Below are 24,650 nucleotides of genomic sequence, written 5' to 3' on the forward strand. Positions count from 1 at the left end.
ACTGCCGCCATGACGCTCCTAAAGATTTAAGAATAGAGGTTCTAATTATCGAACCATTCTGACCGGTCTTGCCAGAGTTGTAAACCAAGGGCCGTAAGCCGCCCAACTGGAGGGGTAGATGCGTTTTTCCGTGTTTCTGAACGCTCGTTCGATGAGCGCCGCCGAGGACCGCAAGCTGATGCAGGACCTTGAGGCGCACGCGCTCAAAGCAGGCGAACTTGGCTTCGATGCCATCTTCATGCCCGATCACCATTTCAACGGCTACATGCCGGTCGCCAGCGACAGCTTCATGTTCGCGTCCTATCTGGCCGCCAAGCTGCCCGAGATGCATTTTGGCTTTTCGGTCGTTTCCGTACCGCTCCATCATCCCGTCCGCTTCGTCGAGCGCATCAACATCCTCGACCAGTTGACGGGCGGCAAACTGTTGGTAGGCGTCGGATCGGGCACGACACCCGAAGAGATGATCGGCTTCGGCGTCAATTATCAGGATTCCAAGGACATCTCGGATCGCAACCTCGCCATCGCCGAGGCGCTTTGGGCAAAGGGCATGGAAGATCCCGCGATCGAAATCGACAACGGACCGCACAAGGGCCGCGTCCTGCAGCGCATCGCTCCGGCTCCCTACACCGCAGGCCACGCGCCGCTGATGCCGGTGGCCATGAAGGAAGCCAGCGCCCGCCGCGCGGCGGAAAACGGCTGGCCCGCGTTCATCCCGGCCTTCACCCCGCCGCAGATCGGCGGCACCGAGCCGTACCGCCACGTCGCGAAGTTCTTCGGCATCTACAAGAACTACCTGCTGGAAGCCGGGCATAGCGAAGACGTCGTCGCCCGCGCGCTGTCCTGGACGACCCACACCTACCAGGTGGTCCACGTTGCCGAGACCGACGAGCAGGCCCGCGAGGAGCTGGAAGTTATCCTGCGCGCCTATCAGGCTGCCGTCGAGCGCGAGAACGAGTTCAACCGCCGCGCAGAAGCCGACTCGGCGAATACCAAGACCGACCGCACGCCGAACGCGCTGACGGACGACTGGATCGGCACCTGGTGCCTCTATGGCAGCCCCGACACGGTGATCGAACACCTGAAGCCCTACCAGGACCTGGGCATCGGCAACATCCTTTGCGGCACGACCACCGGTCCGCTGACGGACGAGCGCCTGCGTCTGGGCAATCAGACCCTGAACCTGCTTTCCAGCAAGGTCATGCCTGCGCTCAAGAACTGAACCGAAACCTGAACGGCACGAACGACAAGAAGAACGGGAGAAGGAATATGGCGGCAACGGGCCGTAAGACTGTGGTCGGGCTGGGCGGAACATTCCGCCAGGCCTCCTCCAGCGAGCGTATCGTCCGGGCGGTCCTGGCGGCCTGCGAACGGCTGGGCGCCGAAAGCGTGATGTTCGACGGACCGGCCCTTGCCCGCCTGCCGCACTACAATCCCGAGGATCCTGCCCGTACGCCCGAGCAGCAGGCCCTGGTCGAAGCCATCCGTCACGCCGACGCCATCGTCATCGGCAGCCCCGGTTATCACGGGGGCTATTCCGGGCTGGTGAAGAACGCCGTGGACCTTCTGGAAGACCTGCGCGCCGACACGCGGGTCTACTTCGACGGTCGCCCGGTCGGCATCGTCGTCACCGCGGCAGGCTGGCAAGGCTGCGGCACGACGCTCTCGGCCTTGCGCGATGTCGTCCATGCGATGCGCGGATGGCCTACCCCGGTGGGCGTGACCGTAAATTCGGTGGAACAGCGCCCCTTCGACGAATCCGGTGCCCTCGCCGATCCTCGCATCGCCGCTGCGGTCGAGGCTCAGGCCGCACAGATCATGCAGTTCGCCGCATGAGCGGCGAACTCTCTCTCGACCAGCGGCTGGCGATGACGGCGGGCGCCGCCATGTGGCAGACCGTCAGCTACCCCGAGGCAGGCGTAGCTTCGCTGACAATGGCGGACGGGCCGATGGGAATCGCCAGCGGCCGGGTGGACGAGCGCGACGTCGCCCTGCTCAGCCCGTGCCCCACCGCCCTCGGCGCCAGTTGGGACGTGGACCTTTGCCAGCGCGTCGGCGCCATGATCGGTGGCGAGGCCGTCCGTACGGGGGTAGACATGGTGCTCGCACCGAACGTCAACCTTGCCCGCAGCCCGCTCGCAGGCCGCGCTTTCGAATACTTCTCCGAAGAGCCTCTGCTGGCAGGCGTGCTGGGCGCGGCCTGGGCCACCGGCCTGCAATCCACCGGCACCGCCTCCGTGGTCAAGCATCTCGTCTGCAACGACAGCGAGAGCGAGCGAGACCGGATGAACGTCGTCGTGGACGCGCGAACGCTTCGCGAAGTCTACCTGCTCCCGTTCGAACTCTGCGCCGAAGCGGGTGTCGGCGGCATGCTGGCCGCCTACAATCGCGTCAACGGCAGTTGGTGCGCCGAGCAGCACCACGTCATCACGACGATCGTGAAAGGCGAATGGCGCTTCGACGGCCCGATCATGAGCGACTGGTTCGGTACGCATTCCGGCGCAGGTTCGCTGAACGCGGGCCTTGACCTTGAAATGCCGGGTCCGGCCCGGTTCATGGGCATCAAGGCGCAGGAGGCCTGTGACGCCGGTCAAATCGCCCCGGAACGCATCATCGACGCGTCGGATCGACTGATCCGCGCAGCCCTCCGCTTCAAGGCGGAAAAGTCACGCCCGATCGTCGGCCCCGACGCCGACGCGCTGCTGGTGGAAGCCGCGGCAGCCGGATTCGTCCTCCTGCGCAACGAAAGCGACATCCTTCCGCTAACGCCGGGCCGCGACGCACATGTCGCAGTGATCGGCCCCAACGCCGCCGCCCCCTGCTACCAGGGCGGCACGTTCGCCAAGATCGCCGTCGCGCCGGATGCCGTGCGCCCGCTCGAAGCGATCCTGGCCCGCTATCAGGGACACGCCCGACTCGACTATGAGCCGGGTGTCGATCCCCAGCCCCGGCTGCCAGCAATGCCCGCCATTCCGGCGCGGGACATTGGCGACGGAGCCCTGCTCGGAATGACCGTCGATTATTACGACGGCCAGGGCGAGGACGCCGTGCTCGTCGCCAGCGAGACGCGGGACACGAACTCGCTGGTCTGGTTCGCCGGTGTGCACGATGACACCGCCGTGCTCGGCAAGCCGGCCCGCATCGTTGCGCGCGGTCGCTTCCGGGCCGAACAGACGGGATCGCATCGCTTCTACCTGGGAGCGACGGGTCCCGTGCGGCTGCGCGTAGACGGACGCGAAGTGGTCGTTCGCAATGCGGCGATTCCCTCGTCCGACGTGATGGGCAAGCTGAAAAGCGGCGATGCGGACAGCGCCGTAGTCGATCTGGAAACCGGACAGGAAGTGCTGATCGAGGCTGATTTTGCCTATGAACCGGCGCGGGTTCACGGCCTGTGGTACGGAATTCGCCGCCCCGATACCCCCGAAGCCATGCTGCAACGCGCCGTCGATCTCGCCGCCCGCGCCAATGTCGTGGTTCTGGTCGTCGGGGAAACCTCCGACGCCAGCGTGGAAAGCAAGGATCGTGCGGACACGCATCTTCCGCAGGAGCAGATCCGGCTCATCGAAGCGGTCACCGCGGCAAACCCGCGTACCGTCATCGTCGCCAATGTCGGGCACGCCTTCGACACCGCCTGGGAGGATCGCGGCGCGGCCCTGCTCGTCGCCTGGTATCCGGGCGAAGGCTTCGGCCCCGCCCTTGCCGAGGTTCTGGCTGGTGACCGCGAGCCGGGCGGCCGCATGCCCGTCTCGATCGCCCGCGAGGAAGCCGATTATCCCGCCTTCGCGCTGGCGCCGGACGCCTCCGGCGATCTGGCCTATCTGGAAGGCACCCGCCTTGGATATCGCGGCTTCGCCGATCCCCGCCATACGCTTGGGGCCGGCTTCGGTTACGCCGATATCGGCCTGTCCGAACCAAGCGTTGCCGCCTTGGCCGAAGGCGGTCTGGCCGTTTCGGTCACGATAGCGAACGCTTCCGGGCGTGCTGGTAGCGAAGTCGTGCAAATCTACCGCCGCGAGCCGGAACTGGCCCTCGTCGCCTTCGCGAAGGTCCATCTCGCTGCTGGAGAACGGCGCGAGGTTGCGATTTCCGTGCCGAGACGCCGCCTCCAGATCTGGCAGGATGGCTGGTGCGACATCGAGGCGCCGCGCCTTTTCCTCGGCCGCAATGCCGCCGATCCGGCATTCGAACTCACTTTCACTACCGAAACTTCGGAGCAAAACCCATGAGCCGAGTTACCGAGATCCGCTATGTCGGATATGGCGTTGAGAGTTTCGACGCCGAACGCGCGTTCTATGCCGATGACTGGGGACTGGTCGAAGTCGCGGAACAGGACGATTTCGCCTGGTTCAAGACCCATGGCCATGACGAACACCATGTCGTGCGCCTGCACAAGTCGGATGCTGATCACGTCGAGGTGATCGCCCTGGCCGCCGACACACGCGAGGATGTCGAGGCACTGCACGACAAGGTCTTGGCGGCAGGCTGCAAGGTGATCTTCGCACCGCGCGAACTCGATGCGCCGGGCGGTGGTTATGGCTTCCGCTTCTTCTCGCCCGACGGCCTGCCGTTCGAGATTTCGGCCGAAGTCGCGCGTTCGACCAGCCGGGCGATGGCTCGCTGGGAAGGCATGCCGGTCAAGATCAGCCACATCGTCCTGCACTCGCCCGACCATCAGGCTATGGTGACGTTCTTCACCGATGTGCTGGGCTTCAAGGTGAGCGACTGGCTGGGCGACTTCATGTGCTTCCTGCGCTGCAACGAGGCGCACCACCGCGTCGCCATCCTGCCCGGACCGCCGTGCCTCAACCATGTCGCCTACGACATGCTCACGGTCGACGACATGATGCGCGGCGTCCACCGCCTCAAGCAGCGCGGCACGGACTTGCGCTGGGGGCCGGGACGCCACACGGCCGGCAACAACACCTTCAGCTACTTCACGACGCCCGCCGGTTTCGCCGTCGAATACACCTCGGAGCTGGAAGAGGTCGATTTCGAGACGCACCAGCACAAGGTCCACATTCCCGGCCCGCAGGTCATGGACCAGTGGGGAATCGGTGTCGGCGGTCCGCAGACGATGCCGCATCCCAAGCCCGACGCACGCCTGTTCCAACCGGCGGAGGTTTGATGAGGGCCGGTATGCGAGCCGCGGGGCTCGTTCTCAGCGCCGTCGCGTTCGTCGCGGCGCGGGGACCGGACGACCGGACCGAACGCAACCGGGCGATCGTGACCGAGTTCGCCCACGTGTTCTACACCGAGCGCAACGTGCGCGCGGCCTTCGAGCGCTACGTCGTGCCGGACTATATCCAGCACAATCCCGGTATTCCCGACGGGCGCGAACCGGCGATTGCAGCGCTCGAGCCGAAGTTCTCGGCCCCTCAGGCTTCCTTCGAGATCAAGCGCATTCTCGTCGATGGCGACATGGCGATGATCCATCTCCACGGCCGCCCTTCGCCCGACAATCCCGGCGGCGCGGTGGCCGACATCTACCGGTTGAAGGACGGAAAGATCGTCGAGCACTGGGACGTGATCCAGCCGATCCGGACCCAGACCGTCAATCCGCATCCCTATTTCTGATTACAGGAGCCCCCCCTTGGCCCTCTTCGAATATTTCCCGAACTACATCTGGAACCTGTCGGTCGCGATCGCGATGGAATCGGGCGCGCAGCTCGGCGAGATCATCGACATGTGCCAACCGATCCGCGATGCGGCGGCGAACGGTGCCGATGCCGGAACCCCGCAGTTCATGAAGGCCTGGGCGGCGATGGGCGACAAGCTCCTCGATCTCGCCGCCGAGGACGAGGCGAAGGGCCGTGCGTTCTCCGCCTCCAACAAGCTGGAGCGCGCCTCGCTCTATCTCATCACCGCCGAGCGTATGCAGGGCCACGGGCACCCTGGCCGCACGGAGACGTATGCAAGGGCGCGCAAGGCTTTCGACCGCTCGACCGAACTGGGCAAGCTCAACCGCGAGCGCGTGGAAATCCCGCTGGAGACCGGCACGATGCCCGCGCTGTTCACCCGTGCGCCCGGCGAAGGGCCAAAGCCGGTCGTGGTGTTCTGCAACGGTCTCGATAGCTGCAAGGAACTGCTCTACTGGACCCGCCTGCCCGAAGAACTGGCGCGGCGCGGCATTTCCACGCTCTGCGTCGACCAGCCCGGTTCGGGCGAGGCGCTGCGCCTGCAAGGCCTGCCTGTCGATCCGCATTCGGAAAGCTGGGCGAGCAAGGCGGTCGACTGGCTGGAGCAGCAGCCGGATGTCGATCCAGTACGGATCGGCATGACCGGAATCTCGCTCGGCGGTCACTTCGCGCCGCGCGCCGTTGCCTACGAGCCGCGCTTTGCCAGCGGCGCGGTCTGGGGCGCCAACCACAACTGGCGCGAAGTGCAGGACAAGCGCATGGCGCGCGAGGGCGAGAATCCTGTGCCGCACTACTGGGCGCACGTGCACTGGGCGTTCGGAGCAGAGGGGCAGGAGGACTTCCTGGCGAAATCCGAAGCGATGAACCTCAATGGCCACATGGATGCTATCCGCGTGCCGTTCCTCGTCACCCATGGCGCCAACGATCGCCAGATCAGCGTGGGCTACGCCGACGATCTCTATGACCAGCTGGTCAATTCGCCGCGCCGGGAGAAAGTGATCTTCACGCCCCGCGAAGGCGGCGTCGAGCACGTCGGGGCGGACAACATGGCCTATGGCCGCGATCTGATCTCGGACTGGTTCGCCGAGACGCTGGGTAGCAGAACAGCCTGAGCGGATCATAGCTTCCGGCGGCGGAATGCCGCCGGCAAAAACGGCGCGCCGCCCCACCCTCTCCTCCGGGGCGGCGCGTCAACAAAATAAAGGAAGGATGCCCATGACCCGCCGTTTCGTCGATCTGTCGATCACGCTCTGCAACGACGTGGTCAGTGACCCGCCGTTCCTGAAACCCGAAATTACCTACCAGACCCACATGGACACGGCCGGCGAACTGGACATGTTCTTCCCCGGCGTCACCGCCGCGGATACGCCCGACGGCGCCGGTTTCGCGGCGTCGGAATGGGTCAGGCTGACCACCCACAGCGGCACGCACCTCGATGCGCCCTATCACTTCCACCCGACCATGAACGGCAAGGACGGCAAGCCCGAGCGCTCGATCACCATCGACGAGGTGCCGCTCGAATGGTGCTTCCAGCCTGGTGTGAAGTTGGATTTCCGGCACTTCCCTGACGGCTACGTGGTCACTGCCAAGGACGTCGAGGCCGAACTGGCGCGGATCGGGCACGATCTGCAGCCGCTCGACATCGTGCTGGTCAACACCGCAGCGGGCAAGGCGCTGGGCCGCCCCGACTTCGTCAACGTGGGCTGCGGCATGGGGTACGAGGCGACGATGTACCTGACCGAGCGCGGTGTGCGCGTAACCGGCACCGATGCCTGGAGCTGGGATGCACCGTTCAGCCACACCGCCCAGAAGGTGAAGGAAACCGGCGACACCTCGCTGATCTGGGAAGGCCACAAGGCGGGGCGCGACATCGGCTATTGCCACCTCGAAAAGCTGCACAATCTGGAAGTGCTGCCCGGCCACGGCTTCACGGTCTCCTGCTTCCCGCACAAGATCAAGGGCGCGTCTGCAGGCTGGACCCGCGCCGTCGCGATCTTCGAGGACTGAGCGAATGCGGCTTGCAACCATAGCGAACGGGTCGCCCGACGGACAGCTGGTGGTCGTCTCTGCCGATGGCGCGCGGGCGCTCGCAGCGGATATCCCGAACCTGCTGGCCGCCATCACCGACTGGCGCGCGGCCGAGCCGGTGCTGTTTGCGTTGGCCAAACGGGTGAACGCAGGCCACGGCGAAGCCTTCGATCCCGCACTGCTGCGCGCACCGCTGCCGCGTTCCTGGCAATGGCTCGATGGCTCGGCCTTCGGCACGCACGGCGAACTGATGCAGATCGCCTTCAACCTGCCGCCGATCGAGACCGACCGCCCTTTGATGTACCAGGGTATGTCGGATCGGTTCTATGGCCCGGGCGATCCCGTACCGTTCGCCAACGAGGCGGATGGCATCGACTTCGAAGGCGAATTCGGCGTCATCGTCGACAGGGTTCCGATGGGCATCACACCCGAGCAGGCGCTGGGCCACATCAAACTGGTTGTGCAGATCAACGACTGGTCGCTGCGCGCCATCGCGCCAGTCGAGATGAAGACGGGCTTTGGCTGGGTTCAGGCCAAACCGCCCTGTTCAATGGCGCCCTTTGCGGTCACACCCACAGCGCTGGGCGAGGCCTGGCGAGACGGACGCGTCTGCATGGACCTCACCGTCGAATGGAATGGCAGGCCCTTCGGACGAGCCAACGGCGCCGCGATGGACTTCGGGTTCCACGATCTCATTGCCCACGCCGCGCGTACGAGGGAGCTCGTGGCCGGCACCATCATCGGCTCCGGCACCGTCTCCAACGCAAATTACGCCGAAGTCGGCTCCAGCTGCATCTCCGAAGTGCGCGCCATCGAGATCATCCGCGACGGCAAGCCGACAACGCCGTTCATGGCATGCGGTGATACCATCCGCATGGAAGCCCGCACCGCATCCAACCAGTCACCGTTCGGGAGGATCGACCAATGCGTGTCGGTCGTCAGGACCGGATAGCGGTCGTTTCCGGACCATTCTCCCGCACGGAAGTTGTTCTTTGGAAGCGGCCCGGCGACAGCCGGGCCGCTTCTTTACCTGTTGGGCTGCGCGCTGACACGTCTTACCGCCGACAGGGCATCGGCGCGTGCCTCAAGATCATAGCTAAATTGTGATTCGCACCGCATCAGAAGCCGCCGCAATCGGCTTGAAAGAAAAGCGACATTCTATATTTATATAGTTGTTTTATAACGATATTAGTTGAAAACGCGAAACTTGACGACCACCCCATCTGTAATTAAAACAAGGATTGTAATTCAGACCAGCATGAAGCGAGGCTGAAGGGGAGGATCTATGACTGTATCGCGATATGCGTCGTTCCTTATGGTGGGCACTGCAGCGGCCCTGACCGTTCCGACATCAGCGAAAGCGCAGGAAGATGCGCCAGCCCGAGAACAGTCAATCGGCATCGGCGAAATCATCGTCACGGCTCAGAAGCGCGCTACCAACATCCAGGATACCCCGATCGCAATGCGCGCTTTCAACAGTGAAACCGTTTTGAAAGCCGGTGTAAGCGACGTCAACGGCTTGGCGCGACTGGCGCCTGACCTTGGAATCACCAACGATACCCAGTATACCAAGATCACCGTGCGCGGTATTTCCAGCCAGGACCACGGCGAAACTGCCGATCCGGCTCTGACGATCAACATCGACGGCGAATACATCAATCGCCCGATCGCCCTCAACGCCACTTTCTTCGACCTGGAACGCATCGAAGTGCTGCGCGGGCCGCAGGGTACGCTCTATGGCCGCAATGCCACGGCGGGCGCGCTCAACATCGTCGCCGCCAAGCCGCGTCTGGGTGAATTCTCCGGCTATGCCACGGGAGGCTATGGCAATTTCGAGGCCATCACCGGCGAAGCGGCCATCAACATTCCGCTCGGCGACAAAGTGGCCATCCGCGCCAGCGGCATGCATACCGAGCATGACGGTTATTTCAACAATGCCCCGGCCGGGCGCGGCAGTGCTGGCAATACCGATGCCGCCCGCCTCTCCATCTACGCCGAACCCGTGGAAGGCGTTCGCGCCTATCTGGCCGGTGAGTATGTCGATGTCGATACCACAGGCGTCGCACAATACGGTCAGGTCATCGCCGTCAACGGCGTCCTGACGAACCCCGCCTATGCCTCCGGCATTGTCGACGCCATCCCATCGACGCCGCAGTTCGAAAACGGAGGCGTTCCCCGCAACCTGCGGTTCGATCCGCCGAAAAAATCCTTCCCGCTGGGGGATCTGGGCTTCACCCGTATCAAACAATATGCCGTGCGCGGCCGCCTGGACGTGGACGTCGGCTCGATCGGGACTCTGAGCTACATCGGCGGTTACCGCAATGTGAAGTCCGACGTGAGCCAGCCGCTGAACGGGTTCGTTCCGACGATCTTCATCCAGAATTACGAAAAGAACTCGAAAACCCAGAGCCACGAACTCCGCCTGTCCGGCGGCGACAAGGGCGGGGTCATCTATCAGGTCGGGGCCTTCTACTTCCACGAAGACCAGTACATGGCGCAGGGCCTCTTCCTGCCACTGGCGGCGGGCGGCAGCTATCTGAACTACTTCTATCGTCCTTACGTGAAGAACAAGTCGCTGGCCGGCTTTGCGCAGGTCACCGTTCCGCTGGTGGAAGACAAGCTGAGCGTCACCGGCGGCATGCGCTACACCAAGGACAAGAAGAACGCCCTCTTCATCAACTATGGCCCACAATTCGGCCGCGGCCCCACGCCCCCTGCCCAGGACGACACCACGCGTCCGGGAAGGGTGGCCTTCAATCCCACGCCGCTGGATGACGGCCAGTTCACCTGGACCCTGGGCTTCGACTATACCCCGGCCACCGATCATCTGATCTACGGCAAGGTCAGCACTGGCTACAAGGCAGGCGGTTTCGACAACGTAGGTACGTTCGGCGCCGAGAAGCTGACCTCCTACGAAATCGGCACGAAGAACAGCTTCCTCGACCGGACGATCCAGTTCAACGCGGCAGCCTTCTACTACGATTACAAGGATCAGCAGATCCCGATCTTCCTCGACACCAATGTCGGTGCCGAAGTCGTCAACGCCGGTGCCTCGCGGGTCTGGGGTATCGAGACGGATACCACTATCCTGCTCTCGTCCAACGACCGCTTCACGCTGACCGCCAACTACCTCAACGCCAAGCTGACCAAGTTCCAGGCCAACCTTCTCGGTCTCAGCGGCACCCTGACGGACAGCGATCCCAATACGCCGGGATTGCAGCCCTTCGATCTCAGCGGCAACCGTCCGGTGCAGTCGCCGAAATGGACGATCGCGCTTGGTTACGATCACGATTTCCATATCGGCGATCACAAGATCACCGCCAGCCTGTTCAGCCGCTTCAAGTCGGATTACTATCTGCAACCCGGCAACCAGCTGGCCGAGCGTCAGGAGGCTTTCACGCAGACCGATTTCAGCCTGGACTGGGCTCTGCCCGGCAACAAGTTCAGCGTCCAGGCCTATGTCCGCAACATCGAGGACTATCGGCCTTATGCCTTCGCCGGATATGTCAATGCGGGCGGGCAATTGCTGATCAACTACGTCTATGGCACCCCGCGCACTTACGGCATTCGCGGCACCATGCGCTTCTGATCGGAGACACCTGACACACTGATCCCGAATGGACGGTTCCGGCTAGGCCGGCGGAACCGTCCTCTTACAAGGACCGTGCCCAGCCTTCATCCCTGCAAGGCGCTTTGCATTGGAGAAGAAGATGTTCCTGTCGGCCTGCATCGAATGGCTTTTCAAGGAAGAAGCGCCCGATTTCGCGGATCGCATCCGTGCAGCCAAGGAAGCGGGTCTCGGCGGTGTCGAATTCCATCTCTGGAACGACAAGCCGATCGAGGACATCAAGGCCGCGCTCGACGAAACGGGCCTTACGCTCACCAGCTTCTGCGTCGAACCGCGCCGCAGCCTGGTGGACGCGGTGCAGCATGAGGAATTCCTCGACGCGATCAAGGCCACGCTCGAAACCGCGAAGATCTTGGGCAACCCGCCCCTCGTCGTCGCCTCCGGTTTTACCCGCGAGGGCGTCGATCTTGGAGAGCAGCGCGCCGAGGCGGTCAAGGCCCTGAAACGTGCCGCCGCGCTCGCGGAGGAGGCAGGTGTCGTCCTTTTGCTGGAACCGCTCAACACGGTCGTCACGCATCCCGGCATGTTCCTGTCCAGTACCACGCTGGCGCTGGACATCATCGAGGAGGTGAACAGCCCAAGCCTGCGTCTGCTCTACGACGTTTTCCACTCCACCGTCATGGGCGAGGACATGGAAGACGTGCTGAAAGGCCGCATTCATCTGGTCCGCCATGTGCAGTTCGCGGACAATCCCGGCCGCAACGAACCGGGCAGCGGCACCATCGACTGGGCAGAGACGGTCGGCAAGCTGCGCAAGCTCGGATACGAAGGGGCGATCGGGCTGGAATACCTGCCCACCCTCCCGGCCGAAGAATCGATCGCAAAAGTTCGCGCCGCCACCGGACTCTGACGTCCGTGCCCTGCCTTGTCCCGCCGGGAAAAAGCCGCAAAGGCCGAACCCGGCGGGATCCGATGGTCCCGATGCGAGGACCCTGCACATAACGGTGAGGATGCCTTATGACGACTGCGACCGCGACTGCCGATGTCATGCCCGCAAGAGCTGCGCCCGCTGCGAATACGTCGAGCGATCGGCTGCGTCCGCTGGAGAAAGTCAGCTATGGACTGGGCGACTTCGCCTGCGGCCTGAGCTGGAACGCAGTGGGCGCCTTCCTTCTGTATTTCTACACGAATGTCGCACTTTTGCCGGCTGCGGCGGTGGGCACGCTGTTCCTGCTGTCCCGCCTGTTCGACGCCGGTGTGGACCTGGGCGTAGGCCTGCTGGTGGACCGCACTCGCAGCCGCTGGGGGCGCACACGCCCCTATTTCCTTTTCACCGCCCTGCCCTTTTGCATCCTGCTGGTTCTGACATTCACGACCATTGACGGTTCGGTCGGTGCGCGTCTGGCCTATGCCTATGTCACGTTCTCATTGCTGGGCATTCTCTACTCGTTCCTTGCCGTCCCGTTCTCGGCGCTGATGCCGATGATGACGAGGCATCATGGCGATCGCATGCAGCTTGGCAGCGCCCGTGCGATCGGCACCTCCATCTCCGTCATCCTCGCCACGGCGGCCACGATGCCGTTGGTCGGCCTGCTCGGCGGCGGGAACGAGCGACTGGGCTTCGCGCTGGCCGCCGGCATCTTCGCCGCCCTGACACTGGCCGCGCTCCTCAACCTCTTCTTCAACTGCAAGGAGCGGTATCATGACGAAGTGCCGCGTGGCACTGCAATCTGGCCGCAGGTCCGCGCCATGGTGGGCAATCGGGCCTGGCTGGTGACCTTCCTGTTCTGCACGCTGAACTTCCTGCGCTTCGGCTGCGTGATTTCCGTCACCGCGTTCTTTGCGATCGAAGTGATGAAGGCCCCCTGGATGATCGGCATCCTGCTGCCTGCCGTCTCCGGCACGCTCCTACTGAGCGCCTTCATCGCGCCGTTCGTCTTCAAGCGGACCGGAATTCGCAAGGGCTGCATCGGCGCGCTGTTGGCCGGAATCGCGATCCACGCCGCACTTCCCGCACTGGAGGGACAACACGTCCTGTTCCTCGGCCTGTTCCTGGTCGCGGCGATCCTCATAAGCCTGACCATGACCGCGATCTTCACGATGGCCGCAGACGCCGTGGACTATCACGAATGGCTCACCGGAACCCGCAATGAGGGCTTGCTGTCCTCCGGCATCAGTCTTTCCACCAAGATCGGCATGGCGCTCGGCACGGCGATCATCGCCTATGTCCTGGGCATCGCGGGCTACGATCCCAAAGCCGTCACCGATGGCGCCCGCGCAGCGATCCGCTGGTCCTATTACGGCTGGCCGATTGGCATCATGGTCCTGCAGATCGCGATCATGATGTTTTGGCCGATGGACGGGCTGCACGGTCGCATCCGGGACGAGATTTCCGCGCGAACCTGAGCCGCAAGACGCTCGATAAGCATCATCGCAAGACAAGGGGAGAATGAAGATGAAACGCGCAGTGCTTGGATCAGCAATCGCATTGGCCGTGAGTGCCGCCCCCGCTGCATCGCAAGTCATAGTCAACATCAAGTATCGCCCGCCGGAAACCGTGCAGCGGGTAGGCATCCCCGTCGACCCCGCAGAAAAGCGCCTGAAGGTCCTGATCATCAGCGGCCAGAACAGCTACGAGCACGACTGGACCGGCGTGAACAACATGCTGCGCACCATGATGCACGATACCGGCCGGTTCGACGTGCGCGTCACGGAAGACTTCGACAACGGCGATCTCGCCACGCTCAAGAATTACGATGTGGTCCTACTGAATTACTCCAGCCGGTGGAACTATGCGGACCCGCAGGAGCATCGCTGGTCGAAATCCGCCGAACAGGCCCTGTTCGATTACGTGAAGCAGGGCGGCGGGCTAGTGGCTTATCACTCCTCCTTCACGTTCGGCGCCAATTGGCCGGAGTATCGGCGGCTCGTGGGGGCCGTCATGGAACCCGGCTCGAGCCGACGCTCGCCGCCCGGCGCGTTTCCGGTTCACATCGTCGATCGCGAGCACCCGATAACCGCCGGCATGCGCGAGTACGTCTGGACCTACAACGATGACATGTACACCAACATGAAGATGGATCCCGACGCCAAGATCCATGTTTTGGCGACCGCACGCGATGCTTCCGCCAGCTACGACCCCAAGATCGCCGGTCACAAGTACCCGGCAGCCGCTTACACGCCGGAAAAGCTGAAGGCCATGAAGGGAATGGATGCCGACCATCCGCAGGTCTGGACGGCGGACTACGGCAAGGGCCGCGTCTTTTCGATGACCCTCGGCCATGATGAAGTCTCGCTTCACTTCGCCGGACTGCAGTCGCTTATACTGCGCGGCACCGAATGGGCCGCTACGGGCCAGGTTACCCTGCCAGTTCCCGAGGAAGCCAAGGATTACCCTACGCAGTGATGCACGGATATCTATCCAGTCGGAGCGCATGTCTTGCCGGTCCCACAAGCACGGGCAATCGCCCCGCCCGCGGCGAACCTGACATCATGTCGGAACCGCACGGGGGACTGCCCCTGTCGCGGCTTTGATAGGCTCAACGCCGTCCCGTCACACGCTTGCGCCTGGAAGCGCAGGTCTTCTCCCTTCGGAGTGAACAATGAGCAGCGATATCAAGCGAGGCGTCAGCCTTTACAGCTTCCAGCATGAGACGTTCCAGGGCAAGATGTCCCTTGAGGACTGCTTCCGCACTTGCGCCGAAATGGGCGCGCTGGGCATCGAGATCATCGGCGAGCAGACCTTCTGGGGCTGGCCCGAAGCGCGTGTCGATGAAGCGCGGATTGAGGAATGGCACGCACTGATCAAGAAGTACGGCGCCACGGCGGTCAGTCACGATTTCATGCTCGACTACAAGCGCTACAAGGGCCGCCCGATGCCTTTCGAGGAACAGGTCGCCAGCGTGAAGAAGGACATCGACTTCGGTGCCCGGCTCGGCATGAAGTACATCCGCGCGCTCGTCTCCATCGCACCTGAAGTGCTCGTCGCGGCGGCCCCCTACGCCGAAGAGAAGAATATCAAGATCCTGATCGAGGTTCACGCACCGCTGCACTTCGACCACCCCTGGATCATCCGCCATGCCGAGGCTTTCGAGAAGTCGGGCTCCGATGCCCTGGGCTTCCTGCCGGACATGGGCATGTTTCTGTTCAAGTTCCCGCCGGTCTGGAAGGAACGCTTCATCCGCAACGGCGTGCCGCGCAACATCGCCGACTACATCGAAAAGGCCTACGAGGACCGCGTCCTTTCGGAGTACGTGATCCTGAACGTGCGCGAGATGGGCGGCGAAGGACCTGCCTTGGGCATGGCCGAGACGCTGCGGCACAACGCCGCTTTCGAACCCAAGCGGATGCTGGACTACATGCACCGCATCCACAACGTCCACGGCAAGTTCTACCAGATGGACGAGGACCTGGTGGAACCCTCCATTCCCTACGACGAGATCGTCCGGGTACTGAAGCAGGGCGGCTACAAGGGCTACATCTGCTCGGAATACGAAGGCAACCGTTGGATCGAGGACGCCCACGAAGTCGATTCCGTGGAGCAGGTACGTCGCCAGCAGGAAATGCTCAAAGGCCTGATCGGTGCCCCCAACCCTGCCGCCCTGGCGGCCTGAGGAGATCATAGATGTTCGACAAGATGATGCTGTGCGACGAGGGCTTCGAGAACGTCGTTGAGAACGGCGAGACGACCGGGTTCTCGTTGCTCGCCCGCCTGCCCTATTATCGCGGTCTTGGTCTTTCGATGATCGAGGACATCACGATCGCCATCGACGGCGAGCAGGTCAAACGCGAAGATGTGCGCTTCTCGGTGCGAGGTCGCTCATGGACGCTGGACGAGATAGAGACGGTTTACGACGATCGCTGGAACTTTGGCGAGAAGGCCAAGGTGACGGTCGTTCGTGCAGGCGGGCTCGCTCAGGGCGGACACCAGGTGGAGATCGCCGTCCGCATGCGCGTATCCTATCTGCCGTTCGTCCCGACCACGAAGACCGGGCGCGAACTGCAACTCGCCGCCTGATGGAGAAGCATCAAGCAGACGCGCCGCATAGAAGAGGGGGAAAAGATATGAACCTGAAGGCCTTGAGCCTGACGCTGAGTTGCGCATTCTTTCTGGGAAGCATTCATTTGCCAGCGACGGCACAGACCCATAGCCCGGCAACCGTAACACCGACGTTCACTTTCGAGCGGATGATTCCCCCTCCGCAGAAAGACGCTATCCCGCTCGGCACCGGTCCACAAACACCGGATGTTACCGAAGAGGACTGGTTCCGCATGAACGGCGACATCAACGTGCGGAATGTTTCTGCCGCTACTCTCACGCCGTTCCTGCCTGCTCCGGACAAAGCCACCGGCACAGCCGTCATAGTGGCTCCAGGCGGCGGCTTTCTGGGGCTGGCAATCGAGAACGAAGGTTTCGCAGTGGCACGTTGGCTTTCCGAGCATGGCATTGCCGCCTTCGTGCTCAAATACAGACTGGTGCCGACACCCGGCAATTTCGATGTCTTCACGCGCGAAATGGTGGCCGGCCGTAGCGGCAAACCCTCTTCATTGCGCCCCCCTTCGGATACGCCGGGTTTCGCGCGGGACGATGGCCTCGCCGCTTTGACGCTCGTCCGATCACGGGCAAAGGATTGGGGCATCGACCCCACCCGGATCGGAATGATGGGCTTTTCCGCGGGTGCATTCACTACGCTAACGACGGCGCTCGAGGCCAAGCCGGGCGAGCGGCCCGCGTTCATAGCGCCGATTTACGGCCGCCTCACTTCGAAAGCGGTCCCCAAAGACGCGCCGCCAATGTTCGCCGTGCTTGCTGCGGACGATCACTTCTTCGCTCGCCAGGGTTCGGATCTGGTCGATGCCTGGATGCAAGCAGGGCGTCCGGTAGAGTTCCATCTCTATCAGAACGGCGGGCACGGTTTTGGATTGGGAAAACCGGGCACGACCAGCGTGGGTTGGACCGAAAGTTTCATGATCTGGCTGCAGGCAAATGGCTTTTTGAAAGCGCGATAGTTCGGAGAACGCATAGCGATGAACTTTCAGGATATCTGGTTGGCACCCGCCGCCGTTCAGGTACAGGAAACCGGTCCCGAATGGTTGGATGTTGTCGATGACAAGGACTGGTCCGTTGCAGGCGGCTTCCATCGCGGCTTCTCCTCGAGCTTCCGCGTGAGGCCCGACCGCAAGGTGTGGTTCCACTTTCCTTTTCAGTTGCCTGCGGGCGGCTTGGTGGACCAGGTATCTCTACTATGGGAAACCAGCGAGGGCGCAGCGATCAGTTGGGTTTGCGTTCATCACGGGGGTATGCACCGGCAACATGTCTGCGAACCCAACGTCGCGCTGGACGGCACCCCCGTCCCGTTCTCTCCCCCCGAACAATGGCGGGAGTTCTACCCCGCGTGTGACCGGCGAAGGACCGATCTCTCTGTCGTCCCGGCAATCGAAACAAGCGCGGGTTTCCAGCTATGCGTTCAGGTCGACGGCCCAGGCATCGTTCGCTTCTATGGTGCTGGTCTGCGCTATACCCAAGGATCTTACGGACCATGATGAACAAGTTTGAGGCCATTCATATTGCGAAGTAACTTGACCTCATTCGCAAACGCCGCGATATGAACGCTACAAAATAGCGGGGGTCAACCTCGCCAGGCATACGAGCACCCTTGGTGCCACGGGGCCGTAGAATGGGAAGGAGATCCTATGTCTGCGTGCTACCCACTTTCATCCTGTATCGAATGGCAGTTCACCGAATCTGGGGAACTTGACGCGCGGCTGCGCGCGGCAAGCGCGGCCGGTTTTGAACTGGCTGAATTTCACCTCTGGCGCGACAAGCCAGTGGGCATGTTGGCGACCGCTCTGGCCGAGACGGGTATGCGACTCACTGGCGTATGCGTCGATCCGCGTCGTTCGATTGTCGATCCGGCTGAACGCGACGAGATGGTCGCTGCAGTGCGCGAGACAATCGCTGCCACGGAGCAACTGGGCAAGCCCGACCTTATTGTTGCCTCCGGTTTTCGGATCGAGGGGTTAAGTGAGGACGAGCATTTCGCCAATGCCGTGGCCGCGCTGCGTGCTGCAGCAGATGTGGCAGAGGAGGCAGGAGTCACGCTCCTGCTTGAACCGTTAAATACCCGATTGTTCGCGGCGATGTATCTGGTCAGCACAAAGCTTGGCCTTGATCTCGTCGAGGCCGTGAACAGCCCCAATCTGCGCCTGCTCTATGATGTTTGGCACAGCGCGGTCATGGGCGAGACGATGGCTGAGGTTCTCACGGGCCGCATCCATCTGGTGGCCCATGTGCAGGTCGCCGACATAGATGACAGGCACGAACCCGGCACCGGAAGTCTGGACTGGGCCGACGTCATGCAGACCTTGCAGGATCTGGGCTATTCGGGTGCCATCGGCCTAGAATATTTCCCCACCCTCCCCATGGACCAGTCCCTGGCGCTGACGCGGCAAAAGTTGGGCTGCTGACGGCAAAACGCTTTCAGTCGAAGAGGACGCAAGGGCGACGATCGCTCGCGCCAGATTAAATGGAAATCCGACATGTATGCCGAAAATTTTGCGATCAGCCTCGACCTGATCAATCGCCACTATCAGGAACCCAACCGGAACCGCTACGAAAGCCGTTACTTCTGGGAAGAACTATATAAGCTGATCGCTGCATCGGGCTTCTCAAGCATAGAAATTCCCTATGAGCCGGTCTGGCAGTTTGGCGGACGCAGCGGTGTCCCGTTCAACCGCTACTGCGTAAACACCAAATATGGCGACGCTACCCGTTATCGCGCCATGTTGGCAGCAAGCGGGATCAGCCAGGTCAGCGGTGTGACTTTCGATCCCAACCTGTTCATGCGCAACGCCAATCTGGAGTTTTATTTTGGCGCCACGGGTCACTTCGCCAAGGAAGCGATCGCCCATGCAGCAGATCTGGGCGCTCGCTATTTCGCTATCAGCCCGTCCCCCTTCCATGGGCGGGTGGCGCAATATCATCCCGATATAGAGAATGATCTGGAGAGTTTCACCGCGCGTACCGTCACGCTGCTGGCCGATCTTGCCGTTACCGCGGCAGAGAGCGGCATCGATCTCGTACTTCGCAACGAATACTGGAGTCTGTTCCGGGGTGAGCGGATTTTGGCATTAGCAGATATCCTCCCCGAAACGGTGAAGCTGGACGTCGATACGGCGAGCCTTTTTGTCGCCGGCATCCCGGTCGACGCCTTCATCGAAGCCCAGATCGGCAGGATTGGTTGCGTACATCTGACGGATACCGATTTCGTCGACACGCAAGCGGTCTGGAAATCCGCCAATCCCGAATTTCCCAGCGAGCGAGCTACGCAGGTTTTCCGTGATCCTGGCACTGGATCGGTCGACCTGGTCGGGATCACGGCCCTGCTCGGCAAGCTGGACTATCGCGGCGCCGTCACCTGTAGCGCCCGACAGACGAGGGACCCGTTCCGGGCATTGCTGCGGACACGTGTCCTGCTCAATCAGCTACAGAAATAAATTGAACGGAGCCTCCGTCATGCCGAATATCCGCTATGCAAACATGTGCCACTGGAAAGCGATCCCTTACCGCCAGATCGATAATTTCCGCGAATTCTACTATGAGGACAAGACCAACAGCGCCTATTATTCGGACTGGGATAATATATTGAAATATCAGTCCGCATTGGGCTTTGAAGGAATCGAAATCGCGCCTTGGGACTTGGCCGACATCGTACCACTGTTCGGATCGCCTCAGAACTTCGCCGAATTCGCCAAAGATCGCGGGGTGAAGGTAATCGGCATGTTCCATGGCGCACACGCTTCCCATGCTGTGGATCATTTCGACGAGGCAGTTCGGGCCGGGCGCGAAGCGGTCGATACGATCGTGCAGTTTGGCGGCACCTACATGAATACCTGCCCCACCCAAAATTATTACGGAACCGGTCCGTTAAGCCGGGAAGAAGTGCAGCAATGTGCAAAGGTGATGAACGAGATCGGTCTCTACGCGACGGATCATGGGGTGAAGATTGGCCTCCACAATGAATTTTTCTGCGCAATCAACCTCCCCAATCATCGCGAACTAATCGAATCTACCGATCCGAAGGTGGTTCACTACTGTATCGATACCGCTCAGATAGCGATATTGGGTGAGGATCTTCTCAAGTTCTACGATGATTACCACGATCGTATCAGCACATTCCACCTCAAGGACACGGCTTCTGCCAAGCTGCCGGATGAAGTGCGCTATGCACAGGATCCGGAAATCGCTGACGATGGCACACGATGGTTCTGGGAACCCGGTCAGGGCGAGCTTGATCTGAAGGGCCTTTACCGCCTGCTAAAGCAGCATGCCTTCCAAGGCTGGATTTCGATCGAATATGACGGTTCCCCCGACCTGTTGGCTTCGATGGCGATGACACGCTACTTTTTGGACAATGAACTGCGGCCAATCTACGACTGAGGCAGCTTCCGCAGCACGTTCATCAGCCGTTTCTCACGTCTTGACGGACACATGACGCCGGATCGCAATAATTAGAATATTATTTTAATTATTGCGATCTTAGAACCGACACTAGCCGGTTTTGCGACCGACATGGTCGATCAACCGGCAACGACCGGACAGGAGAGGAGGCAGTTTATGCATTCCCACAAAGGCTCCAATAAGACCCTTAAGATGATAGGCGTCATCTTTGCTTCCTGCCTGCTTGCGCTCTTCTTTCTGTTCGTCGGCTATATGAAGGCGTTCGCGCCGTTAGCCGAACTTATGCAGCATCACGCCTGGACCGTCTATCTGCCAGAACCTGTCAGCCGGGCCGTTGGGTGGAGCGAAATGGGGGGTGCGCTCCTGCTGCTGATCGGGATCGCTCGACCGACGGCGGCGCGGGTCGGCGCAGTCGCCCTGCTGCTCAATCAAATGGTCGCGGCGGCAATGCATGGGTGGATGGGTGAAGTCCAGTCGCTGCCGCAAAATGCCGTCATTGTCCTGATCTGCGCCCTGATCCTTGCCCTGCAATCAAGCCACCGAATCATGGAGACGGACCGTAAGTAAACGGCAGGTACCTTGCATTAAATGCCGCCGATCTATTGCGCGTTCCTTTCCGCGGCCCAACAGTTGATTTCCCCAATCCGATAAAATTCCACGGAATTTCGCGCCTCTACGTCAATACGCCCTAGCACTACTTTGGCAGAAGTATGATTTTTGGGATTCCCATGTCGCTGATTGCGTGATTCATGGGGAGCCAGCTTTGACGGAGGCTGGCGATGGACGAAGACTGGCAGGCGGATCTTGAGCGTTGGCTGGCGCCTTATCTGGAAGCCTTGGGGAACAAGACGCGGCGTCGAATGTGCCCAGCCTATATTGCTGGTCTGATCGGACCCGGTGATCGCAAAAGCATCCAGCCCATGGCAGCCCGCTCGGATGCGATCCCTTATGACCGGCTTCATCATTTCATCGGGGCCGGTCTGTGGGACAGCGCCCCGTTGGAAGCGACCTTGGAGCCAGGCGGATGAATTGGTTGGTGGCGATAGAGCCTGGCTGATCATCGACGACACTGCCTTGCCAAAGAAGGGCAAGGCCTCGGTTGGCGTCGCGCCGCAGTATGCCACGGCGCTCGGGAAGAATGCCAACTGTCAGACGCTGGTGTCAGTGACGCTGGCTTCGAGCGAAGTTCCGCTCATGCTGAGCTTGCCACTGTTCCTGCCGGAAAGCTGGACAAACGATACCGCTCGCATGGACAAGTCGGGCGTGCCTGCTCCTTTGCAGGAATATCGCACCAAGCCCAAGATCGCGATCGAGGAGATCGATCGCATCATCGCTGCCGGCGTGCGCTTCGGCTATGTGCTGGCTGATGCCGGTTACGGGCTGTCGGCTCCGTTCCGGCAGGCGCTGAGTACACGCGGCCTCTGCTGGGCTGTCGGCATCCCCAGGCACCAGAAGGTCTATCCGGCCAACGTGCAACTGATCTTCCCGGTCGCAGGCCGCGGTCGCCCTCGGGTACGGCATGTGCCGGACGTCAAATCCATGGCCGCGCACGCGATGCTCGAAAGCGCGAAGTGGCGGCAGGTCAGTTGGCGCAAGGGAACCAAGGGACGGCTGACGGCCCGCTTTGCGGCCATGCGCGTGCGCATTGCCGATGGTGCGCCTCAGCGGATCGGCTCTGCCGGGGCCCAGCACATGCCAGGTGAGGAAGCCTGGCTGGTGGGTGAGCATCGCTCGAATGGCGAGCGAAAATACTATCTCTCCAATCTGCCCGGCGACACTCCGATCAAGGCTCTCGCGGGCGCGATCAAAGCGCGCTGGATCTGCGAACAAGCGCATCAGCAACTCAAGGAAGAATTGGGGTTGGATCACTTCGAAGGACGATCCTGGACTGGACTTCACCGCCATGCTTTGATGTCGATGATGGCCTACGCCTTTCTGCAGTCCCGAAGGCTCGCTCAGGCGGGGCGGAAAAAAAAGAATCCTTGGCCCGCCTCCCCAACCCACCTTGCCGGCAGTGCGCCAGGCCATCCTTGACGGCCTGTCTCGCCCACCGCCGGAGCAATGCCCTCACTGCGGATGTAGCCTCATCAGACACACCAGCAAACTTCTGCCAAAGTAGTGCTAGTCAGTCATGCAATGCTGTTTTTTACGGGAAGCATGGTGGCCGCACAGGACGTGCCGCCGGTTGATCTCCGAATACCTCGTAGTGCGTAACCAGTTGCCGACCTCGGACGTGGAATCGCTTCGCCGCTTCGCCCCGCAGGAACTGCGGGCCATGGGCCTTTCAAGCATCGCTGACATGATCCGGTGCTTGGGGGAACAACTCAAGGGACCCGATGGCTCACCCCTCGTCTACTCTATCAATGGACGGCGCCCTTGGAAACCAACGAGGTCAGTACCCTTTCTTTCGCCGGCATCCAGTCGATCGAACTGCTTGCGCAGGAAGCCTGCGCCACGGCTTGGCTATTCGCCGAGTCAGCCCGTGCTGAACTTTGCGACCAAAGCGAAATTTCAAGGCTACCAGGCCATGGCCAGCGGGCAGACCAGCACGGAGGACGCTGACGGCACGGCGCACAGCAGTATCGGCACGACGCGCCTGCGCGGCAAGAGCCGCCTGCGGCAGGAAGACCGGCGGATCAGTCCCGACCCGGCGATCCCCTTCTACATTGTCGGCAATGTAACCGGAATCGGGGGTGCCGAGATCGGTCCTCGGCTCAGCGAACTAGCTGAAACGGCAGTTTCCATTCCCGCCATACCACAGGTGCCCGATGCACGCGGAACCCTTGCTGCATACCTGCACGGCGCCAACCGGCCGAACGTGACCGACCTCGGACCCTATCGCAGCCTGCGTCCTTGCCAGCGCAAGATAAAGCTGTCGAGCTTCCTGAGCCGTCCTCTCAGCGACAACGTGACGGGCATGCTGAGCCTTTCCTTCGAACGCAGCCGAAACTGGTCGCTGCGGGGTCTCTCCACCGCAAGCTCATTTGAATGCACTTAGCAAACGAATGCTCCTGGCCAGCGTGCGCTAGACAGCGCATAACAAGTCGGACAACGACGAACGAACATCGCGCTCTTCTTAAAATGCGTTTCGAAATGACCTTCGTCAGTTGGTCAAAAAATATTTTCGAAGCCATCAAAACGCCTGTGCACGCCTTGGAACAACGGTGGAAAATTCAAAGAAAAGAACTCGTCTTGAAGCCTCTTGAATTTCAAGCGCAGCCCCCCATTCCTGTAAGATCGCCCCCTCGACAGCAGGTTTCCCATGTCTGTTCTCCGCCGATGTTTAGACACTTTCACTCTTTTAGGAGTGGTACTCGGCGCCTGCCGCACCATTCGGTTGACTGCGCTTCGAGACGCCCTTGAAGGCAGCCGCCGTTTGAAGGGCGTGACCATAGACCATCGCATGGAAGCGTGCACTAACCAGAAGCCTTGTGCTGGGCTGCGAACCTACAGGGGGGCGCGTTGATCCCCCCGGAGACTAGCGCGGACATTGAGGGCGTCCACGAACCGGCCGACGAACGGCAGGCCCGAACTCGAGACGCCTTGGTTTGCCTTGCTCGCCTGCTCGGACGTCAGATCGCCCGCGAGTTAAACGCGACGCGCTCCACGTCAGGACCAAGCGAAGCCCGCGATCAATAAGGCGTAGGGGGAAAGGGCACAACAGGCGTCATGCTTGCATGATGGCCTTCCGCTGTCGGGAGTTATTTGATGATCCGCACTGCGCTCTATGCCCGTTACTCCACCGATCGGCAAAGCCCATCATCGATTGAAGACCAATTGCGCATTTGTCATGAGCACGCCGCCCGCGAGGGCTGGCGAGTGATCGCAAGCTACATGGACGCCGCCATTTCCGGATCGAGCGTGACGCTGCGTCCGGCCATTCAGCAGTTGCTCGAAGATGCCAGAACAGGGAAGTTCGATCTTCTACTGGCGGAAGCGCTGGATCGTATCTCCCGCGATC

The 24,650-nt window shown here is 61.6% G+C and carries 22 protein-coding genes and 1 pseudogene; all 23 read left to right on the forward strand.

Translation table 11 applies throughout. The annotated features are described in order from the left end of the window. Positions 1–118: 118 nt before the first annotated feature. Positions 119–1,219, forward strand: coding sequence for an LLM class flavin-dependent oxidoreductase (locus tag V7066_RS25960; RefSeq protein WP_334185819.1), 1,101 nt, complete (start codon positions 119–121; stop codon positions 1,217–1,219). Between the two features lie 47 nt (positions 1,220–1,266). Next, entirely contained in the window at positions 1,267–1,833 is a 567-nt protein-coding gene (locus V7066_RS25965) for an NADPH-dependent FMN reductase (protein WP_334185820.1), read from the forward strand. Next, positions 1,830–4,223 carry a beta-glucosidase gene (locus V7066_RS25970; protein ID WP_334185821.1) on the forward strand — a complete coding sequence of 798 codons (2,394 nt, stop codon included), beginning with the start codon at positions 1,830–1,832 and terminating at the stop codon, positions 4,221–4,223. Before V7066_RS25965 ends, V7066_RS25970 begins: the two co-directional genes overlap by 4 nt. Continuing rightward, positions 4,220–5,122 (forward strand): VOC family protein, encoded by a 903-nt coding sequence (locus V7066_RS25975; RefSeq protein ID WP_334185822.1) that lies wholly within the window; start codon positions 4,220–4,222, stop codon positions 5,120–5,122. The genes V7066_RS25970 and V7066_RS25975 overlap by 4 nt, the downstream gene beginning before the upstream one ends. Beyond that, entirely contained in the window at positions 5,122–5,571 is a 450-nt protein-coding gene (locus tag V7066_RS25980) for a nuclear transport factor 2 family protein (protein WP_334185823.1), read from the forward strand. The genes V7066_RS25975 and V7066_RS25980 overlap by 1 nt, the downstream gene beginning before the upstream one ends. Before the next feature lie 16 nt (positions 5,572–5,587). Further along, on the forward strand, positions 5,588–6,745 hold the full coding sequence (locus V7066_RS25985; RefSeq protein ID WP_334185824.1) for an alpha/beta hydrolase family protein: 1,158 nt from the start codon (positions 5,588–5,590) through the stop codon (positions 6,743–6,745). A gap of 103 nt (positions 6,746–6,848) precedes the next feature. Further along, the gene (locus V7066_RS25990; protein WP_334185825.1) at positions 6,849–7,640 is read left to right on the forward strand and encodes a cyclase family protein; all 792 of its coding nucleotides are present in this window, start codon (positions 6,849–6,851) and stop codon (positions 7,638–7,640) included. 4 nt (positions 7,641–7,644) lie between these two features. After that, positions 7,645–8,613 carry a fumarylacetoacetate hydrolase family protein gene (locus V7066_RS25995; RefSeq protein WP_334185826.1) on the forward strand — a complete coding sequence of 323 codons (969 nt, stop codon included), beginning with the start codon at positions 7,645–7,647 and terminating at the stop codon, positions 8,611–8,613. A gap of 333 nt (positions 8,614–8,946) precedes the next feature. After that, on the forward strand, positions 8,947–11,250 hold the full coding sequence (locus V7066_RS26000; RefSeq protein WP_334185827.1) for a TonB-dependent receptor: 2,304 nt from the start codon (positions 8,947–8,949) through the stop codon (positions 11,248–11,250). A gap of 109 nt (positions 11,251–11,359) precedes the next feature. Continuing rightward, the gene (locus V7066_RS26005; protein WP_334185828.1) at positions 11,360–12,139 is read left to right on the forward strand and encodes a TIM barrel protein; all 780 of its coding nucleotides are present in this window, start codon (positions 11,360–11,362) and stop codon (positions 12,137–12,139) included. A gap of 107 nt (positions 12,140–12,246) precedes the next feature. Further along, the gene (locus V7066_RS26010; protein ID WP_334185829.1) at positions 12,247–13,635 is read left to right on the forward strand and encodes an MFS transporter; all 1,389 of its coding nucleotides are present in this window, start codon (positions 12,247–12,249) and stop codon (positions 13,633–13,635) included. 49 nt (positions 13,636–13,684) lie between these two features. Beyond that, positions 13,685–14,635 (forward strand): ThuA domain-containing protein, encoded by a 951-nt coding sequence (locus tag V7066_RS26015; protein ID WP_334185830.1) that lies wholly within the window; start codon positions 13,685–13,687, stop codon positions 14,633–14,635. Positions 14,636–14,831: 196 nt separating this feature from the next. After that, positions 14,832–15,842, forward strand: a complete 1,011-nt coding sequence (locus V7066_RS26020; RefSeq protein ID WP_334185831.1) for a sugar phosphate isomerase/epimerase family protein — start codon at positions 14,832–14,834, stop codon at positions 15,840–15,842. An 11-nt stretch (positions 15,843–15,853) separates the two neighbouring features. Further along, complete coding sequence (locus V7066_RS26025) at positions 15,854–16,246, forward strand: C-glycoside deglycosidase beta subunit domain-containing protein (protein WP_334185832.1); 393 nt, start codon at positions 15,854–15,856, stop codon at positions 16,244–16,246. A 47-nt stretch (positions 16,247–16,293) separates the two neighbouring features. After that, positions 16,294–17,238, forward strand: coding sequence for an alpha/beta hydrolase (locus V7066_RS26030; protein WP_334185833.1), 945 nt, complete (start codon positions 16,294–16,296; stop codon positions 17,236–17,238). Between the two features lie 18 nt (positions 17,239–17,256). Next, a complete protein-coding gene (locus V7066_RS26035) occupies positions 17,257–17,772 on the forward strand; it encodes a hypothetical protein (protein WP_334185834.1) in 516 nt (171 codons plus the stop codon). A 150-nt stretch (positions 17,773–17,922) separates the two neighbouring features. Then, positions 17,923–18,696, forward strand: a complete 774-nt coding sequence (locus tag V7066_RS26040) for a TIM barrel protein (protein ID WP_334185835.1) — start codon at positions 17,923–17,925, stop codon at positions 18,694–18,696. Positions 18,697–18,768: 72 nt separating this feature from the next. Then, positions 18,769–19,725, forward strand: a complete 957-nt coding sequence (locus V7066_RS26045) for a sugar phosphate isomerase/epimerase family protein (protein ID WP_334185836.1) — start codon at positions 18,769–18,771, stop codon at positions 19,723–19,725. Between the two features lie 19 nt (positions 19,726–19,744). Then, a complete protein-coding gene (locus tag V7066_RS26050; RefSeq protein ID WP_334185837.1) occupies positions 19,745–20,668 on the forward strand; it encodes a sugar phosphate isomerase/epimerase family protein in 924 nt (307 codons plus the stop codon). A 177-nt stretch (positions 20,669–20,845) separates the two neighbouring features. Further along, on the forward strand, positions 20,846–21,256 hold the full coding sequence (locus tag V7066_RS26055; RefSeq protein WP_334185838.1) for a DoxX family protein: 411 nt from the start codon (positions 20,846–20,848) through the stop codon (positions 21,254–21,256). Positions 21,257–21,468: 212 nt separating this feature from the next. Continuing rightward, positions 21,469–22,723, forward strand: a pseudogene (locus V7066_RS26060) (IS701 family transposase). A 448-nt stretch (positions 22,724–23,171) separates the two neighbouring features. Beyond that, on the forward strand, positions 23,172–23,687 hold the full coding sequence (locus V7066_RS26065) for a hypothetical protein (protein ID WP_334185839.1): 516 nt from the start codon (positions 23,172–23,174) through the stop codon (positions 23,685–23,687). Between the two features lie 710 nt (positions 23,688–24,397). Continuing rightward, positions 24,398–24,650 (forward strand): recombinase family protein (locus V7066_RS26070; protein ID WP_334185840.1); only part of this gene is annotated, 253 nt, incomplete at its 3' end.

The organism is Novosphingobium sp. (genome assembly GCF_036820275.1).
GTDB lineage: Bacteria > Pseudomonadota > Alphaproteobacteria > Sphingomonadales > Sphingomonadaceae > Novosphingobium.

What these genes read in the sequence shown, in the direction of transcription:
- V7066_RS26010 (WP_334185829.1), top strand. Translation starts at nt 12,247, where the DNA reads ATGACGACTGCGACCGCGACTGCCGATGTCATGCCCGCAAGAGCTGCG.
- V7066_RS25990 (WP_334185825.1), top strand. Translation starts at nt 6,849, where the DNA reads ATGACCCGCCGTTTCGTCGATCTGTCGATCACGCTCTGCAACGACGTG.
- V7066_RS25965 (WP_334185820.1), top strand. Translation starts at nt 1,267, where the DNA reads ATGGCGGCAACGGGCCGTAAGACTGTGGTCGGGCTGGGCGGAACATTC.
- V7066_RS26025 (WP_334185832.1), top strand. Translation starts at nt 15,854, where the DNA reads ATGTTCGACAAGATGATGCTGTGCGACGAGGGCTTCGAGAACGTCGTT.
- V7066_RS26055 (WP_334185838.1), top strand. Translation starts at nt 20,846, where the DNA reads ATGCATTCCCACAAAGGCTCCAATAAGACCCTTAAGATGATAGGCGTC.
- V7066_RS25970 (WP_334185821.1), top strand. Translation starts at nt 1,830, where the DNA reads ATGAGCGGCGAACTCTCTCTCGACCAGCGGCTGGCGATGACGGCGGGC.
- V7066_RS26015 (WP_334185830.1), top strand. Translation starts at nt 13,685, where the DNA reads ATGAAACGCGCAGTGCTTGGATCAGCAATCGCATTGGCCGTGAGTGCC.
- V7066_RS25960 (WP_334185819.1), top strand. Translation starts at nt 119, where the DNA reads ATGCGTTTTTCCGTGTTTCTGAACGCTCGTTCGATGAGCGCCGCCGAG.
- V7066_RS26030 (WP_334185833.1), top strand. Translation starts at nt 16,294, where the DNA reads ATGAACCTGAAGGCCTTGAGCCTGACGCTGAGTTGCGCATTCTTTCTG.
- V7066_RS25980 (WP_334185823.1), top strand. Translation starts at nt 5,122, where the DNA reads ATGAGGGCCGGTATGCGAGCCGCGGGGCTCGTTCTCAGCGCCGTCGCG.
- V7066_RS26020 (WP_334185831.1), top strand. Translation starts at nt 14,832, where the DNA reads ATGAGCAGCGATATCAAGCGAGGCGTCAGCCTTTACAGCTTCCAGCAT.
- V7066_RS25995 (WP_334185826.1), top strand. Translation starts at nt 7,645, where the DNA reads ATGCGGCTTGCAACCATAGCGAACGGGTCGCCCGACGGACAGCTGGTG.
- V7066_RS26035 (WP_334185834.1), top strand. Translation starts at nt 17,257, where the DNA reads ATGAACTTTCAGGATATCTGGTTGGCACCCGCCGCCGTTCAGGTACAG.
- V7066_RS26000 (WP_334185827.1), top strand. Translation starts at nt 8,947, where the DNA reads ATGACTGTATCGCGATATGCGTCGTTCCTTATGGTGGGCACTGCAGCG.
- V7066_RS25975 (WP_334185822.1), top strand. Translation starts at nt 4,220, where the DNA reads ATGAGCCGAGTTACCGAGATCCGCTATGTCGGATATGGCGTTGAGAGT.
- V7066_RS26050 (WP_334185837.1), top strand. Translation starts at nt 19,745, where the DNA reads ATGCCGAATATCCGCTATGCAAACATGTGCCACTGGAAAGCGATCCCT.
- V7066_RS26040 (WP_334185835.1), top strand. Translation starts at nt 17,923, where the DNA reads ATGTCTGCGTGCTACCCACTTTCATCCTGTATCGAATGGCAGTTCACC.
- V7066_RS26045 (WP_334185836.1), top strand. Translation starts at nt 18,769, where the DNA reads ATGTATGCCGAAAATTTTGCGATCAGCCTCGACCTGATCAATCGCCAC.